Annotated in this window: 18 protein-coding genes; 7 read left to right on the forward strand and 11 right to left on the reverse strand. The window is 67.7% G+C overall.

The annotated features are described in order from the left end of the window. Nucleotides 1-52: 52 nt before the first annotated feature. From DU484_RS14320 to DU484_RS14330, 3 genes are all read right to left on the reverse strand, one after another. Nucleotides 53-379, reverse strand: coding sequence for a 2Fe-2S iron-sulfur cluster-binding protein (locus DU484_RS14320; protein ID WP_114606278.1), 327 nt, complete (start codon nt 377-379; stop codon nt 53-55). A gap of 295 nt (nt 380-674) precedes the next feature. After that, complete coding sequence (gene lysW, locus DU484_RS14325; RefSeq protein ID WP_114586637.1) at nt 675-839, reverse strand: lysine biosynthesis protein LysW; 165 nt, start codon at nt 837-839, stop codon at nt 675-677. A gap of 57 nt (nt 840-896) precedes the next feature. Next, entirely contained in the window at nt 897-1,184 is a 288-nt protein-coding gene (locus tag DU484_RS14330; RefSeq protein WP_114586638.1) for a DUF4242 domain-containing protein, read from the reverse strand. Nucleotides 1,185-1,353: 169 nt separating this feature from the next. On the opposite strand from DU484_RS14330, the gene DU484_RS14335 reads away from it, so the two are divergent. Beyond that, entirely contained in the window at nt 1,354-1,845 is a 492-nt protein-coding gene (locus DU484_RS14335) for a pyruvoyl-dependent arginine decarboxylase (RefSeq protein ID WP_114606279.1), read from the forward strand. Between the two features lie 6 nt (nt 1,846-1,851). On the opposite strand, the gene DU484_RS14340 is transcribed toward DU484_RS14335, so the two are convergent. Together DU484_RS14340 and DU484_RS14345 are read right to left on the reverse strand one after the other, a co-directional pair. Then, nucleotides 1,852-2,055 carry a hypothetical protein gene (locus DU484_RS14340; RefSeq protein WP_114586640.1) on the reverse strand — a complete coding sequence of 68 codons (204 nt, stop codon included), beginning with the start codon at nt 2,053-2,055 and terminating at the stop codon, nt 1,852-1,854. Nucleotides 2,056-2,065: 10 nt separating this feature from the next. Then, complete coding sequence (locus tag DU484_RS14345; protein WP_114586641.1) at nt 2,066-2,344, reverse strand: acylphosphatase; 279 nt, start codon at nt 2,342-2,344, stop codon at nt 2,066-2,068. 90 nt (nt 2,345-2,434) lie between these two features. On the opposite strand from DU484_RS14345, the gene DU484_RS14350 reads away from it, so the two are divergent. Then, nucleotides 2,435-2,887, forward strand: coding sequence for a universal stress protein (locus DU484_RS14350; protein ID WP_114586642.1), 453 nt, complete (start codon nt 2,435-2,437; stop codon nt 2,885-2,887). Between the two features lie 22 nt (nt 2,888-2,909). Here DU484_RS14350 and DU484_RS14355 read toward each other — a convergent pair whose 3' ends face one another. After that, entirely contained in the window at nt 2,910-3,788 is an 879-nt protein-coding gene (locus DU484_RS14355; RefSeq protein ID WP_114586643.1) for a DUF5794 domain-containing protein, read from the reverse strand. 297 nt (nt 3,789-4,085) lie between these two features. Then, nucleotides 4,086-5,108, reverse strand: a complete 1,023-nt coding sequence (locus DU484_RS14360; RefSeq protein WP_114606280.1) for a LolA family protein — start codon at nt 5,106-5,108, stop codon at nt 4,086-4,088. Between the two features lie 83 nt (nt 5,109-5,191). Here DU484_RS14360 and DU484_RS14365 point away from each other — a divergent pair, with 83 nt between their 5' ends. From DU484_RS14365 to DU484_RS14385, 5 genes are all read left to right on the forward strand, one after another. Next, a complete protein-coding gene (locus tag DU484_RS14365) occupies nt 5,192-5,920 on the forward strand; it encodes an ABC transporter ATP-binding protein (RefSeq protein WP_114606281.1) in 729 nt (242 codons plus the stop codon). Next, nucleotides 5,920-7,155 (forward strand): ABC transporter permease, encoded by a 1,236-nt coding sequence (locus DU484_RS14370; protein ID WP_114606282.1) that lies wholly within the window; start codon nt 5,920-5,922, stop codon nt 7,153-7,155. The genes DU484_RS14365 and DU484_RS14370 overlap by 1 nt, the downstream gene beginning before the upstream one ends. Nucleotides 7,156-7,250: 95 nt before the next feature. Next, entirely contained in the window at nt 7,251-8,747 is a 1,497-nt protein-coding gene (gene guaB / locus DU484_RS14375; protein WP_114586647.1) for an IMP dehydrogenase, read from the forward strand. A gap of 119 nt (nt 8,748-8,866) precedes the next feature. After that, nucleotides 8,867-9,457, forward strand: a complete 591-nt coding sequence (locus DU484_RS14380) for a response regulator (protein ID WP_114586648.1) — start codon at nt 8,867-8,869, stop codon at nt 9,455-9,457. Nucleotides 9,458-9,616: 159 nt separating this feature from the next. Then, nucleotides 9,617-10,225 (forward strand): hypothetical protein, encoded by a 609-nt coding sequence (locus DU484_RS14385; protein WP_114606283.1) that lies wholly within the window; start codon nt 9,617-9,619, stop codon nt 10,223-10,225. Here DU484_RS14385 and DU484_RS14390 read toward each other — a convergent pair. The 4 genes from DU484_RS14390 to DU484_RS14405 all read right to left on the reverse strand — a co-directional run bounded on the left by DU484_RS14390 (nt 10,222) and on the right by DU484_RS14405 (nt 14,820). Beyond that, nucleotides 10,222-12,345 carry a CHAT domain-containing protein gene (locus DU484_RS14390; RefSeq protein WP_114606284.1) on the reverse strand — a complete coding sequence of 708 codons (2,124 nt, stop codon included), beginning with the start codon at nt 12,343-12,345 and terminating at the stop codon, nt 10,222-10,224. The two genes, DU484_RS14385 and DU484_RS14390, sit on opposite strands and share 4 nt — an antisense overlap. Before the next feature lie 51 nt (nt 12,346-12,396). Beyond that, nucleotides 12,397-13,122: a DUF7504 family protein gene (locus DU484_RS14395; protein WP_114586651.1), complete on the reverse strand. Its 726-nt coding sequence runs from the start codon at nt 13,120-13,122 to the stop codon at nt 12,397-12,399. Between the two features lie 73 nt (nt 13,123-13,195). Beyond that, nucleotides 13,196-14,335, reverse strand: coding sequence for a pyridoxal phosphate-dependent aminotransferase (locus tag DU484_RS14400; protein WP_114606285.1), 1,140 nt, complete (start codon nt 14,333-14,335; stop codon nt 13,196-13,198). Then, complete coding sequence (locus DU484_RS14405; RefSeq protein ID WP_114586653.1) at nt 14,332-14,820, reverse strand: Lrp/AsnC family transcriptional regulator; 489 nt, start codon at nt 14,818-14,820, stop codon at nt 14,332-14,334. Before DU484_RS14405 ends, DU484_RS14400 begins: the two co-directional genes overlap by 4 nt. Nucleotides 14,821-14,856 lie beyond the last annotated feature (36 nt).

Below are 14,856 nucleotides of genomic sequence, written 5' to 3' on the forward strand. Positions count from 1 at the left end.
TCAAAGCGGGGGTCGAGAAATCACGACGGCGCCCCCTCCGGTGGGCCGCCGCTCAGTCGTCGTCCGCGGCGGCCGCGTCGGTCGCCGACGCGTCCTCGATGCTCGGCGGGTACTTGCCCCGGTGCAGGACCAGGTCGCTCTGCGGGCGGGCCATGCAGGTCAGGGCGTACGATTCGGCCTCTTCCTCGGTCAGCGCCCGCGCGGCCGGCTGGGTCACCTCTCCCTCGATGATTTCGGCCGAACAGGCGAGACACATCCCGACGCGACAGGAGTACTCCTGTGCGATGCCGGCGTCGAGACACGCCGACAGGATGGTCCGCGTCTCGGGCACCTGAATCGTCTCGCCGGTGCCGACGAACTCGACGGTGTAGTCGGTCATGACGCGGCGTACGTCCGACCCGCTCAAAACTCTTTATTGTGGGCCGACGACGACCCAGTTCGTCCGTGTGTGAGCCGTTCACCCTATCGAACCGGCGTGTCGGACTGGCGTCTGACACAAAATATATACCGATACGGTCCGGCCTACGTAATGAGACGCAGGGGCTCGGGGGCAGTTGGTAGGGGTACTTCCTGTCCTCGGACGCCTGCGGGTGGTCTTTTATCGGCGATACGTCGGCAGCGGCGGCGCGGTGTTGACGAAAGAACGGATCGGTCGCCGGCGGCGACGGGCGTGTCTACTCGCCCCAGTCCTCTTCGAGTTCGGGGGCGGCGTCCAGTTCGACGGGATCGACACCGATGACTTCGAGTTCGGCGCCACAGGTCCCACAGTCGACGATCTCTCCGACTTCCAGATCCTCGTGCAGGGTTACTTCGGCCCCACATTCGACGCACTCGGGCATGTTCGGCCGGCTTTTGGTGGTGGGGGGACTTGAAGGATGCCTTTCGGCCGCGACCGCTCAGTCCTCGCCGGCGAGGGGTTCGCCCTGTCGGTCGATCCGCGTGGCCGGGAGACCGGCGCGGTCGGCGTGTTCGCGCACCGCGTCCTCGCTTTCGGCCTGATAGTGACAGAAGGTGCCCGTCACCTCGCCGTCGTCGTTCGTCAGCACCTCGGAGTCGACCCAGCGGATGTCGACGCCCTCGGAGCGGAGTTCCTCGAGCGTCTCGCCCGACTGCTCGGCGGCTGCGTGGAGGTCGTCACGGCTGATCGGTTCGGGCAGTTCGCGGAGGATGAGGTAGTCGTTCATACTCGATCCTAACAAACGCCCGCCCGGAGTTAAAACCCGGGGACGGGGAGCCGACACGCGACGGATGCCCGGAGAACCGGTGAGTAGCAAGTCCTAAGAGACGCAACCGCAAAGCGCGTGTCGATGACGCGACCCGTCGTGGCGACGCCCACCCCGCTCGGAGGCACGAATGCCGATTGACGTCGTCTGGGGAACGGGGTCGGGACGGACCGAACTCGGGGCCTTCGACGCCGCCCTGAGCGACGCGAACGTCCACAACTACAACCTGGTCGAACTCTCCTCCATCGTCCCCGAGGGGGCGACGGTCGAACGCGTCGGCGCGCTCGACTCGGGGCGGTGGACGACGGGCGACCTGGTGGCGGTCGTCCTGGCGTCGCGGACGTCGTCGACGCCGGGCGAACGGGTCGCCGCCGGCCTCGGCTGGGCGCTCGCCGAGGAGGGCGGCGTCTTCGTCGAGAACGACGCGCCGACGGCCGCGGCGTGCGAGCGGCTCCTAGACGCGAACCTCGCGGACGCGCGGTCGATTCGCGACTGGCACTGGACGGGCGAGAGCGAGCGGCAAGTCGTCGAGGGCGTCGTCGGCGACGCGGGCGCCGGGGCGGCGGTGGTCGCCGCCGTCTTCCACCCCATCTCGGGCGGTTACCGCGACGACGACCGGTAGACCGAATCACAGCCGAGCGTACTGCGTGATCCCCCACGCGAAGACGGCGACGCCGACGATGAAGACGGTGAGCGTCGCGAGCAACGGTCTGGGGGCGAGCGTCGGACCGCCGAGGAAGGGACCGCGGACGACCAGATAACCCGCACCGAGGGAGACGACGAGGCCGACGGCCCCGACGACACCGGCGACGAGCTGGGCGAGCGAGGTCACCGTCGCCCCGTCATCGCCGGATCGAGAACCCCGATTCGGCCCGTGGCTCCTCGTACGATACGTCGACGTCGCGGACGGTGGCGGCGGGACTACCGGTGTGACACCACTCGATCATCTCCTCGACGGCCGCCTCGCTGCCCTCGAAGACGGCCTCGACACGGCCGTCCGCCAAGTTGCGCACCCAGCCGTCGACGTCTCTGGCGCGTGCGGCGTCGCGGGTGTTCGCCCGGTAGTAGACGCCCTGGACCCGGCCGGAAACGAACACCCGGGCCCGCGTTCGGTCGCTCATGGGCGACCATTGGGGTCCATCGGTAAAAACCCGAACCGCACGGCCGCCGCGAGCGGAGATTTATATTGATTAGCTAACATACGTTACTGTATGTATAGTGATATTCTCGTGCCGACGGACGGCAGCGACGCGTCGGCGGTGGCGCTCGACCACGCGCTGAGTCTGGCCGCACGGTACGACGCTCGCGTTCACGGGTTGTACGTCGTCGACTGGGAGCCGTACGGCCTGGTGGAGGAGGGGAAGTCCATCGTCGTCGACAGGCTTCACGACGAAGGGGCGGCGGCCGTGGCGTCGGTCGAGGAGGCGGCCGAGTCGGCCGGGGTGAACGTGCGGACGAGCGTCGTCGAGGGCGACGTCCACCGACGCATCATCGACTACGCGGGCGACGAGGGCATCGATCTGATTGTGATGGGCACGCACGGGCGACGGGGGCTGGATCGCCTCATCCTCGGAAGCGTTACCGAGCGCGTCGTGCGGTCGTCGCCCGTGCCGGTGTTGACGGTGCGACAGCGGCCGACGGACGGGGACGAAACGCGACCGTAGACCGGAGCCGGGGACGGGGCCGTCAGAGCCACGGCGCCCGCGACTCGTCCTCGATGGGGAACGGGGACGGGCGGGCGTCGTCGTCGGCGGTGGCCGGGGCGTCGTCCTCGTCGCTCGCGTCGGCGGCGTCCCCGTCCTGATCCACGTCGCCGTCCGCCTCGGCCGCCGAGGCGGCGTCGGGATCGTACGAGAACACCGCGGTCACACAGAGGACGCCCAGCGCGACGGGCGCCTCGGTGGGCATCAGGCCGAGGACCGACAGGGCGAGCATCCCGAGGGCGACGGCGCTCCCGAACCGGAACAGGTCGAGGTCGACCGACTCCTGGAGCACCGGCCCGAGCGCCGCGACCAGCATGGCGAAGCCGACGCCGACGCCCGCGGCGGCGACGCCGCGGAGGACGAGGCCGGAGTCGGTGACGAACGTCACCGACGCACCGGCGGGCTGGAGGCTGGCGACGAGGCCGAGACCGATGATGACCGCCGGCCGGGGCAGGTACTCGCCGACCCGGGCACTCGCCGTCTTCGCCGCGACGGTCAGGATGACCAGCCCGGCGAACCGCTGGAAGACGGCCATATCGATGACGGTCTGGACCGTCGGCGCCAGTGCCGCCTCGATGGCCGCCGCGGGGAGCAGGACGACGCCCAACAGGGCGATGGCCCGCATCCGCTCGCGGGGCGATCCGTCCATCTCCGCGAGGACGACGGCGACGGTCGCCGATCCACCGAAGATGAGCAGGCCGGCCTCGAGGATGCCGAACGGGTACGTGAGCGCGCCAGCCAGGATCAACGCCGGGAAGATGCCGTCGATCAGCGGGAGGGCCATCACCGTGGCGAGGAGCTTGGTCGCGCCGCCCACCTGTCGCTCGAGGCGGAGTGCGACCGGATGCTGTGAGACGCTCATGCCACGCTAGCGGCCGTAACCATCGGCCGACCGGTGGTGTAACGCCCTCGATCTGCCCGCGTCGACGACGTGTTCGGTTCCGAAGCGTTTGAAATTGGCCACGCGTGTAAAGGAGATGCCGGAGTCCGCGATGGAACTCGTCCGAACGGCAGTACGCGTGGCGGTGGAACGCTTCGAAGCCATGTCCGAAAAGTGGGCCACGGAAGTATTAAACGTTGCGTGGGAGGCAGACACACGACCGATTCCACCACGTCATGGGTGGACAAAGGGAGGGTTTCGACGGCTTCTGCGTGACGTTCACTCGTCCAGCCGGCGGGCCACCTCGACGGCCCGGTCCTCGCCCGCGTCGACGACGACGGCCGTGGTCACGCCGCCGTCAGTCCAGTAGACGACGGCGCGGTCACGAACCGCGGTGACGTTCGCGTCGTGGCCGTTCACCGTCACCGCCGTCGCGTTCTCACGGTCGAACTCGCGGTCGCTCGTCGTCGAAATCACGGTCACGTTATCGCCGCCGTCGCGATACTCCTGAGCGACCGTCGTCGACGACGACCGTGTGAGCACGCTCGCCTCGCGGAAGGTGGCGTCGAGTGTCGGCAGGTCGAGGGTCGTGTTTGCCTGCACGGCCGCGAAGGAGTCGTAGCGCTCGACGGACGTGACGGCGATCCGGTCCGCCGGCGGGTCGAACGTGCTGTCGTGGACGCTCACGTTGAACTGCGTGTCGCCGTAGTCGACCGTCGTCCGGTTCCTGCCGTCGGTCAGTTCCGCCCGGAGGAGGCGGGAATCGGACTGGGCGATCCAGAGCGTCGCGGTCCCCTCGCCGTCGTCGTGACGCACCTCGACGACGTGGGCGTCGGTCCCGTCGTCGCTATCGCTCCGGAGGTACTCGGCGGTGACGTTCTCCCAGCCGTCGAGCGAGTGGTCGGTGAGGTTCGTCGGCACGGAGGCGGTATCGGTCGGACGGACGGACGCGTTGCGGTCCCACGCGGCGGTGCGGTTGGGGCCGACGTACCACGCGATGGATTCGTTCACGCCGGTCCGGTAGGTTCCGTTGTCGGTCGTGACGACCGTCCGGGACTGGTTGCCGGCGGCGGCGACGTCGACCGTCGCCGTCCGGTTGGCCGTGTCGTTGCTGACGGTTACCTCGGCGGTGGTCACGAGACTCTCGGCGTCGGCGTAGCGGTCGCGGGTGTCGTTGAGCACCGCGTCGCCGGAGGGCTGCCCGGACTGGCCGCCCGTGATCGCCGCGCCGGCGCCGACCACGAGCGACACCGCGACGACCACGAGCACGAGCCGTCGCCAGTCGCCGAACGTGGGTTGCATGGGTGACGTTACGGGCACGTCTCAAAGAAGGTGGCGCCCGGCGTGGCACACGACTCATAAGCCTCCCGTCCGAACGGGGGGCGATGAGTTCCGCCGACGCGGCGACGGACGACGAGGTCCCCGTCGTCGACCTGACCGACGTCACGAAGACCTACGATCTGGGCGGCGTCGTGGAGGCGCTGGCGGGGGTCTCGCTCACGCTTCCGGAGGGGTCGTACACTGCGGTGATGGGGCCGAGCGGCTCCGGCAAGTCGACGCTGTTGAACCTGATCGGCGCGCTCGATACGCCCACCGAGGGTCGAGTCGTCGTCGCCGGACAGGACGTGGGGACGGCCACGGAGGCGGAACGGGCGGGCCTCCGCGGCACCGAAGTCGGCTTCGTCTTCCAGACGTTCAACCTCCTCCCGCGGCTGACGGCGGTGGAGAACGTCGCCCTGCCGCTCGTCTTCGCGGGCGTCCCGCGCGACGAGCGGACGGCGCGCGCCCGGGAGTTGTTGGCCGACGTGGGGCTCGGCGACCGGACCGACCACCTCCCGACCGAACTGTCGGGCGGCCAGCGCCAGCGCGTCGCCATCGCCCGCGCGCTCGTCGCCGACCCGGCCCTCGTCCTCGCGGACGAACCGACGGGGAACGTCGACACCGAAACCGGCGGGCGGGTGCTCGACATCTTCGACGACCTGCACGCCCGCGGCAACACGCTCCTCCTCGTCACCCACGAGCGCCACGTCGCGGAACGGGCCGAGCGAATCGTCCACGTCAGGGACGGCGAACTGGTCCGGGTCGAGGACCTCGGCGCGGAGGCGGACGACTGATGGACCCTCGCGAGGCGGTCCGGATCGCTCTCCGCTCGATCCGGAGCCACAAACTGCGGTCGACGCTGACCGTCGTCGGTCTCGTCATCGGCATCGCGTCGGTCATCGTCTTCGCCACGTTCGGCGCGAGCGTGAAGGCGGAGGTGATCGGCGACATCGAGGGATCGAGCGCCAACAACGTCTACGCCTTCGCGACGCCCGAGGACGACGAGGGGTTCGATCAGGTGATCCAGCCGGTGTTCACCGAACGGGACGTGTCGGCACTCGAATCGCTCTCGGGGGTGACGAACGTCATCCCGCGGGGCACGGTGGACGCGAACTCCCTAACCTTCGGGAACGACACGATAGCCCGACAACGGGTGACGGCGACGACGCCGGAGACGTTCGACGAGGGGTCGGTCGTCGCCGGCCGGGGGTTCCGTTCGGGGACGAGCGAGGTGGTGCTCAACGAGCGGGCGGCGCAGTCGTTCGACGAGAACGTCACCGTCGGCGACCGGCTGACGCTCTCGCTGGCGGAGAATCGGACGGCCGAGTTGACCGTCGTCGGCATCGTCAACGGCACCGAAGGGCAGTTGCCCGTCAGCGACTTCGCGGAGGGGTCGCGGGTGTACGTACCGGTCGACCCCTTCTACCGGACGGTCGTCGAGAGCCCGAGCGTGGGCGTGCGCCAGCGGGCGTACCCGCAGGTGACGGTCGTAACCGATCCGACGACGACCGAGGCGACGCGGGCGGCCGTCGAGTCGTACCTGCGCGAGGAGTCGGACGCCCGCCAACTGCTCCCGCAGAGGGCGACGCTGACGGCGCGGACGAGCGGCGACTTCGTGGCGCAGGTGGCGTCGGTCATCGAGCGCATCACGCGGTTCGTGACGGGCGTGGCGGTGATCGGACTGGTCGTCGGCGCCATCGGCATCGCGAACATCATGCTCGTGAGCGTCACGGAACGGACGCGAGAGATCGGCGTCATGAAAGCGGTCGGGGCGCGCAACCGCGACGTACTCGTCCTCTTTCTCGTCGAGGCGGGGCTGCTCGGGACTATCGGGGCGGTACTGGCGCTCCCGGTCGGACTCGTCGTGGGCTACGCCGCGACACGGTACGCGGAGGTGACCTTCGCGCTGGCGCCGGTGTGGATGGTCACGGCCGTCGCCGTCGGCGTGGTCGTCGGCGTCGTCGCCGGCCTGTATCCGGCGTGGCGGGCGGCGCGGGTCGACCCCATCGACGCGCTCCGGTACGAGTGAGACTGCCGACCCGACCGCGATCGGGGTGTGTGTACGCGACACACCCGCAGACGCCGTCTCGCAACGTTTTTCCCGGCGGCGAGAGGACAGTTTACATGGCGAACGACGTTCCCGACGCGGGACCCTTCTCGGAGAAACTGCGAGTACCGGAGTCGCTGACGTTCGACGACGTGCTCCTCCGCCCGATGGAGAGCCACGTCGAACCGGACGAGGCGGACGTGTCGACGCAGGTGTCGACGAGCGTCACGCTCAACATTCCCATCCTCTCGGCCGCCATGGACACGGTGACCGAGAGCGACCTCGCCATCGCGATGGCGCGCAACGGCGGTATCGGCGTCCTCCACCGCAACATGACCGTCGACGAGATGATCGTCGAAATCGAGCGCGTCAAACGCGCGGACGAACTCGTGATCCGGCGGGAGGACGTGGTGACGGCCGAGCCGGACCAGACCGTCCGCGAGGTGGACGAGATGATGGAGCGCGAGGGCGTCAGCGGGGCGCCCGTCGTCGACGAGGACGACACGGTCCTCGGCATCATCTCGGGCACCGACATCCGGCCCTACCTCGAAGTCGGCGAGTCCGACGAGGTGCGCAAGGCGATGACCGACGAGGTCATCACCGCCGCCGAGGGCGTCACGGCGCGTGACGCGCTGGAACTCATGTACGACCACAAGATCGAACGGGTGCCCATCGTCGACGACGAGAACCGCCTCGTCGGCCTCGTCACGATGCAGGGCATCCTCCAGCGGCGGGAACACGAGAACGCCGCCCGCGACGAGGACGGCGCGCTCCGCGTCGGCGTCGCCGTCGGACCCTTCGAGGACGACCGCGCCCGCGCCGCCGACGAGGCCGGCGCGGACGTGCTCTTCATCGACTGCGCCCACGCCCACAACCGGAACGTGATCGACAGCGCCCGCGAGATCAAAGAGTCCGTCGCGGCGGACGTGGTGGTCGGCAACATCGGCACCCGCGAGGCCGCCGAGGCGGTCGTCGACTTCGCGGACGGCGTGAAGGTCGGCATCGGACCGGGATCGATCTGTACGACCCGGGTCGTCACCGGTGCGGGGATGCCCCAGATCACCGCCGTCTCGGAGGTGGCCGACGTGGCCAGTCGACACGACGTGCCGGTCATCGCCGACGGCGGCATCCGCTACTCCGGCGACGCGATCAAGGCCGTCGCCGCCGGCGCCGACGCCGTCATGCTCGGTTCCTACTTCGCCGGCACCGACGAGGCGCCGGGCCGCGTCATCACGATGAACGGCAAGAAGTACAAGCAGTACCGCGGCATGGGGTCGGTCGGCGCGATGCGGTCCGGTGGCGGCGACCGCTACCTGAAAGAGGAGGACGACGACGAGGGGTTCGTCCCCGAGGGCGTCGAGGCCGCCACCCCGTACAAGGGCACGCTCGCCTCCGAGCTCCACCAGCTCGTCGGCGGCATGAAGTCGGGCATGGGCTACGTCGGTGCGGCGACGATTCCGGAGTTCAAAGAACGGTCCCGGTTCGTCCGGGTGTCCGCCGCCGGACAGACCGAGGGCCACCCCCACGACGTGATGATCACGGACGAGGCGCCGAACTACAGCCCACAGGAGTAGTGACGAGCGACGACGGCGGTGGAAACGGCCCGTTCTGGGGTTTCCGCAAGGGGTATTTTGATATACGTCGACGAACCACTAGCTATCGTGAGTGGCTGGGTTCCTCTTCGGGTGCACACATGAGCGACGACACCCCTCTCGTCCTCGTCGTCGAGGACGAACGTGATCTGACCGATCTTTACCGAACGTGGCTCGCCAAATCCTACCGAGTGCGAACGGCACGCGACGGCCGAACGGCGCTCGACGAACTCGACGACGAGGTCGACATCGTGTTGCTCGACCGTCGGATGCCCGACCTCTCCGGCGACGAGGTGCTCGATCGAATCCGAGAACGTGACCTCGACTGCCGGATCGCGATGGTGACGGCGGTCGAACCCGACACCGACATCGTCGACATGGCGTTCGACGACTATCTCGTCAAGCCGGTCTCCGAGGAGGAACTCGTCCGGACGGTCGAGAACCTCCGCATCCGGGACGAGTACGATGGCGGTGTCAAACGGCTCTTTTCGCTCGCTTCGAAGAAGGCGCTCCTCGAATCCGAGAAGGATCTACTCGAACTCGAATCGAACAGCGACTACCAGCGGCTCTGTGCGGATCTCACTGATCTTCGCTCCGATCTCGACGACAAACTCGCTCGACTCAGCGAGAGCGACGACCTCACGCTGATCTACCAGGATCTGGCGCGGGACGACGCTGATCGAGACGAGTAACCGGAGACACGGCTCCCCGTCGACGTACGTCCCCGCTCCGTCCGCCGATTTCTTTTTCCGCCTATTTTATGTCAGGGATCAACTCATTTAATTGATTATATTTACTATCAGATATTCTCGAAAAATTATAATTCATCGTCGGCCGACAGTCCAGTTGCAATGTCCGAACGTGACAACGAATCTGAAGGAACGGCCCTCGACGAGAACCAGCAGCTCGGTACCGAAGCAGCGGGCAACGGCAGCGGCATCTCCGGCCCCATGACCGCCGACGGCAACGGCAGCGGCATTTCTGGACCGATGACCGCCGACGGCAACGGTAGCGGTATCTCCGGCCCCATGACCGCCGACGGCAACGGCAGCGGCATTTCTGGACCGATGACCGCCGACGGCAACGGCAGCGGCATCTCCGGTCCCATGACCGCCGACGGCAACGGTAGCGGTATCTCCGGTCCCATGACCGCCGACGGCAACGGTAGCGGCATTTCTGGACCGATGACCGCCGACGGCAACGGCAGCGGCATCTCCGGTCCCATGACCGCCGACGGCAACGGTAGCGGTATCTCCGGTCCCATGACCGCCGACGGCAACGGTAGCGGCATTTCTGGACCGATGACCGCCGACGGCAACGGCAGCGGCATCTCCGGCCCCATGACCGCCGACGGCAACGGCAGCGGCATCTCCGGCCCCATGACCGCCGACGGCAACGGCAGCGGCATCTCCGGCCCCATGACCGCCGACGGCAACGGCAGCGGCATCTCCGGTCCCTAAAGTTTCGAGAAATCGAGTTCGTCGCTCCAGACGAGGGAGCCGTCTATTTTCACCGGTACGGTCTCCAGTGAGAGGAACTGCCGTAGCTCCTCGCGAGTCAGGTCGAACGTCCGAGAGTCACCCGACCAGAGGTGATGCTCGTCCACGCCGTCGAGGTGAGGGATCACGAGACTGCCCATCCCAAAGGAGGTCGACGGATGCGTCTGCCACTCCAGTTCGTATCGGTCGCCGGAGCGTCGCCGAACGACACAGACGTTCGGCGGGCCGCCGTCCGTCCGGGCCAGCGACAGGCTACTGTCGCCGATGATGGTGTACTGATCGCCGATGATCGAATCGCCGCGAGCGACTTCGAGGGCGCTCCCGACGGTGAACCCGCGGTTGAGCAGCCGAGCCAGCATCCGTCCCATCCGCACCGCGCCGCTGTTGATCACGTCCGACAGCGTGACGATGCCGGCGATGGCGCCCGCGTCGATCAGCGCCGACCCCTGTTCGTACGACTGACAGGCGTTGAGGAGGAAGGCGTCGGGCCCGGCCGCCGTGAGCGTCGTCGCGTCGAGTTTGCCGTCGGCGCACTCGAACCCCTCGCCGTCGATGTGGCCGATGTAGTGGAGGAGGTCGGCCTCCGCGGAGAGTACCTCCCGGAGTTCCGCCCGCGTCAGGTCGTGGTGGACGCGCACGTCGAAGGGGAGTTCGTCGCGGGAAGCGTACACCTCGTCGACCACGTCGCGCTCGTCGGCCATCCGGGGGTCGTTGCAGACGACGGTGATGCCGATGTTGCCCTCGGCGGGCGTCCGGTCGAGGCGGTTGTAGAAGGCGTTGGTCGTCGCCTTGCTGGCTCCGATCGGGGCGCCGTCGCCGATCCACGACTGTTCGAGCGAGTCCGTCGCCTCGGGCTGGACGTACGACCGGGCCGCGCCGTCCGCCGACGCGCTCCGGGTGAACGACTCGTCGCGGAAGAATTCGTTCGCGGCGGTCGTCTGTACCTCCGAACTCGGCTCCGGCTGATCCTGCGGTGTCCGCACGACGGCGAGGTCGTTGGTGACGAAGGGCAGGAGTTCGACGTTCTCCGGCGTCGGCGCGACGTGGGAGGTCATCCGCCACTCGGGGAGTTCGTCCTCGACGACCCCGAAGGGGAGGGAGAGATACTCCTCGACCTGCGTACGAAGCGGCTGGTCGTACAGCCACTCGAAATTCAGATCCAGATCGGCCTCGACGGCGCCGCGCTCGTGGAGGTCGACCGAGTAGTACCCCTCAGTCCGCGTCACGCAGTCGAGGAAGAACGTCTGCTTGAGGACGCGTTCGACCTCCGTCTCGAAGCCCCGAACCGTATCCAAGTCGTGTTCGAAGCCGTCGTCGGTCACGAGCCGCGGCCGGTCGCCGGGCACCACGTCGGCGGCGAGGTAGTACGCGAGCGGTGCCGCCACGTAGATGGACTCGTACTCGGCCGGCAGTTCCAGTTGGACGCCCGTCTCGGGCGAGGCGACGCCGTCGGGCACCTCCAACTGTTCGCCCAACTCGACGAGCGGCGGGTGACCCCTGAGTGTCGGGTACGACCGCTCGGGCGACGTGGTCTTCAGCGCCGAGGAGAACTCCGACACCGCCGCCATCACGTCGAGAGGGTTCGACGTCGTGGTGAGCGTCGCCGCCGGCCCCTCGTGGTGGGAGCGGGCACCGACCCGTACCTCGCGGACGCCGTCGAAGCCGATGTGGGTTCGGTTCACGTCCGAGGCGACGGTCACCGGGCCGTCGACGCGGAGGTAAATCTTGATCGGCCCGCAGAGTTCGAGGCTGTACCGTCCGTCGGGGAACTCCTCGTAGGCGGAGTGGTCCGTCTCGGCCAGCAGTTCGCCCGCCTCGTTCCGCACACAGACCGAGACGACGGTGGGGAGGGCTATTTCGGCGGCGGCGACCGCAACGGCGGCGTCGACCGGGAACTGGTGTTCGTCCGGATCGACCGGCGTGGGCGAGACGGGGCAGTCGGTGAACAGTCGGAACTGGTTGCGCTCGATCAGATCCGACACCATCAGCCCCGCCTCGTCTTCGAGCGTCGAGAACGACACTTCGAGGGTGTCACTCTCCGGCTCGAAGTGGTCCGCACGCGGCCGGTCGCTCCGACTCATCGTACGTAACTCAGGCGTCGTTCACAAAAGGATATTGTTGATTCATTGCCATTAAACTCCGTTCGACGGGCGTTCGAGGGGCAGCCAGTCCGACGTGAGATCACGGTCGCGGAAGTGCCACCGCTGATCGAGTCCGCCGCCGTCGATCCGGAGTTCGACCGTCGCGTCGAACAGCGGCCGGAACAGGCGGACGAGTTCCGAGTTCAACTCCCGCGGGAGCCGGAAGTGGACGAGGCCGGACACCGCACGGGCCTGGGCGATCACGACGTGCAGGAACCGAAACGTCGTCTCGCGGCCGTACGTCGAGAGCAGCGTCGGCAGGCAGTCGAACGCCATCCGGAACTCGGCGGCGTCGAGGCCGCCGGCGAACAGATCGAACTCCTCGATCACCGCGCCGAGCGTGGTGCCGAGATCACGGATCGAGCCGTCGATCACGTGCGTCCGTGGCCTGGCCTGATCGAGCGACTGTTGTGTTGCCGTGGCGCTTCGCGCTTCCTCCCCACGCGTAATGAGTCGCGCGTACTCGGAGGAGAGCGGCCCGGTTTCGCGTAACCGGCGGATTGCGCTCGACAGGTTCGGTTCCGGCGTCACGACGAGACGCCGCCGCGGGGGGTCGGCGGATGGATCGCCTAGCATCGTCGCTGACGCGTCTGCGAACATCTCTTCGGGGACGGAGCCCACGACGAGGAGTGCGCTACCCTGCTCTTTCAGCGTCGCCAGCGCGTGAGCGAAGCTAGCACCGTCGTCGTCGGGCCCCATCCCACCACCCGCAACCATCAATTGGGTGAACGGAATCCCGACAAATAATACTTCGTATCACAGAATCACGGATAATATTCGGCCGGGCGGCTCAGCGCGCGTCGAGGAAGGCCTCGATGCGGTTCAGCGCCTCCTTCAGCGCCGTCATCCCCGTCGCGTAGGACACGCGGAGGTGGCCGTGTCCTTCCTCGCCGAAGACCCGACCGGGGACGAGTGCGACGCCCTGGTCGTGGAGGAGGTCCTCGGCGAACTGTTCGTCGTCGTACGGCGCCTCGGGGAAGGCGTAGAAGGCACCCGTCGCCTCGAAGCAGTCGAGACCCATGTCCCGAAAGCGCGAGATGACGAACCGCCGGCGGCGGTCGTACTGGTTGCGCATGTCGGCAACGTCGTCGTCACAGGACCGCAGGGCTTCGAGGGCGGCGTACTGCGCCGTCGTCGGCGCCGAGAGCATCGTGTACTGGTGGATGCGGTTCATCGCGTCGATGGCCTCGGCCGGGCCGAGGGCGTAGCCGAGTCGGAGCCCCGTCATGGCGTAGGCCTTCGAGAACCCGTTGAACACGACCGTCCGCTCGCGCATATCGGGGAGGGTCGCGATGGACGTGTGTTCGCCCTCGTAGGTGAGCGCCGCGTAAATCTCGTCGGACAGCACCGTCAGGTCGTGTTCGCGGGCGAACGTCGCGATTTCCGCGAGTTCGTCCGCCGTAGCCGTCGCACCCGTCGGATTGTTCGGATAGCAGATCATCAGCGCCTCGGCGTCCGCGGCCCCGGCACGCTCCAAGTCGTCGTAGGTGAGCACGAAGTCGTTCTCCGCGCGCGTGGAGACGGGGAGGGGATCGCCTCCGGAGAAGCGCACGCCCGGACCGTAGGAGATGTACGCCGGCGACTGAATCGCCACGGTATCCCCCGGATCGACGACGGCACGGAGGGCCAGGTCGACCGCCTCACTCGCACCCGTCGTCACCAGAATCTCCTCGTCCGGCCCGTAGTCGAGGTCGTACCGCGTGACGTGCTCCGAGATGGCCGCCCGGAGGTCGTACATCCCGCGGTTGGTGGTGTAGGAGGTGCGCCCGCGCTCTAGGGAGTGGATGGCGGCGGCGCGTGCCTTCCACGGCGCGCTGAAATCCGGTTCGCCCACGCCGAGCGAGATGACGTCGTCCATCTCCTCGGCGAGTTCGAAGAAGCGTCGAATGCCCGATGGGGGCGTCGAGGCCGCGCGGTCCGACAGCTTCATGGCGAAACCGACAGCCGGTCGTCGTCGTCGCGGTCGGTGAGTTCGAGGCCGCGGTTCTTGTAGGTCTTCATCACGAAGTGGGTGACCGTCTGGGTCACCTCCGGAATCGGTGCGATCTGTTCGGAGACGAACATCGAGACGGCGCGCATCGACTCGGCCTCGACGGTCACGTCGAAGTCGTAGTCGCCCGAGACGAGATGGAGCGCGGTCACCTCGTCGAACTTCGTGATCCGCCGGGCGACCTGCGCGTACGTCGTGTCACGGTCGAGTTCGAGGTTCAGTTCCACTTCGGCGGTGACGTGGTCTTCGTCGACCTTGCTCCAGTCCACGACGGCCTGGTAGCCGACGATGGACCCCTCGGCTTCGAGTTCGTCGAGCATCTCCTCGACTTCGGCCTGCGACCGGCCGAGTTGGCGCGCCATCGTCTCCGTATCTTCGCGGGCGTCCTCCAAGAGCAGGTCGACAAGTTCCCGTTTCGTATCCATACGCGGAAGTTGATCGCCTGCCTAAAAGGGTTTGTC

This window comes from Haloplanus rubicundus, from assembly GCF_003342675.1.
Classification (GTDB): Archaea; Halobacteriota; Halobacteria; order Halobacteriales; family Haloferacaceae; genus Haloplanus; species Haloplanus rubicundus.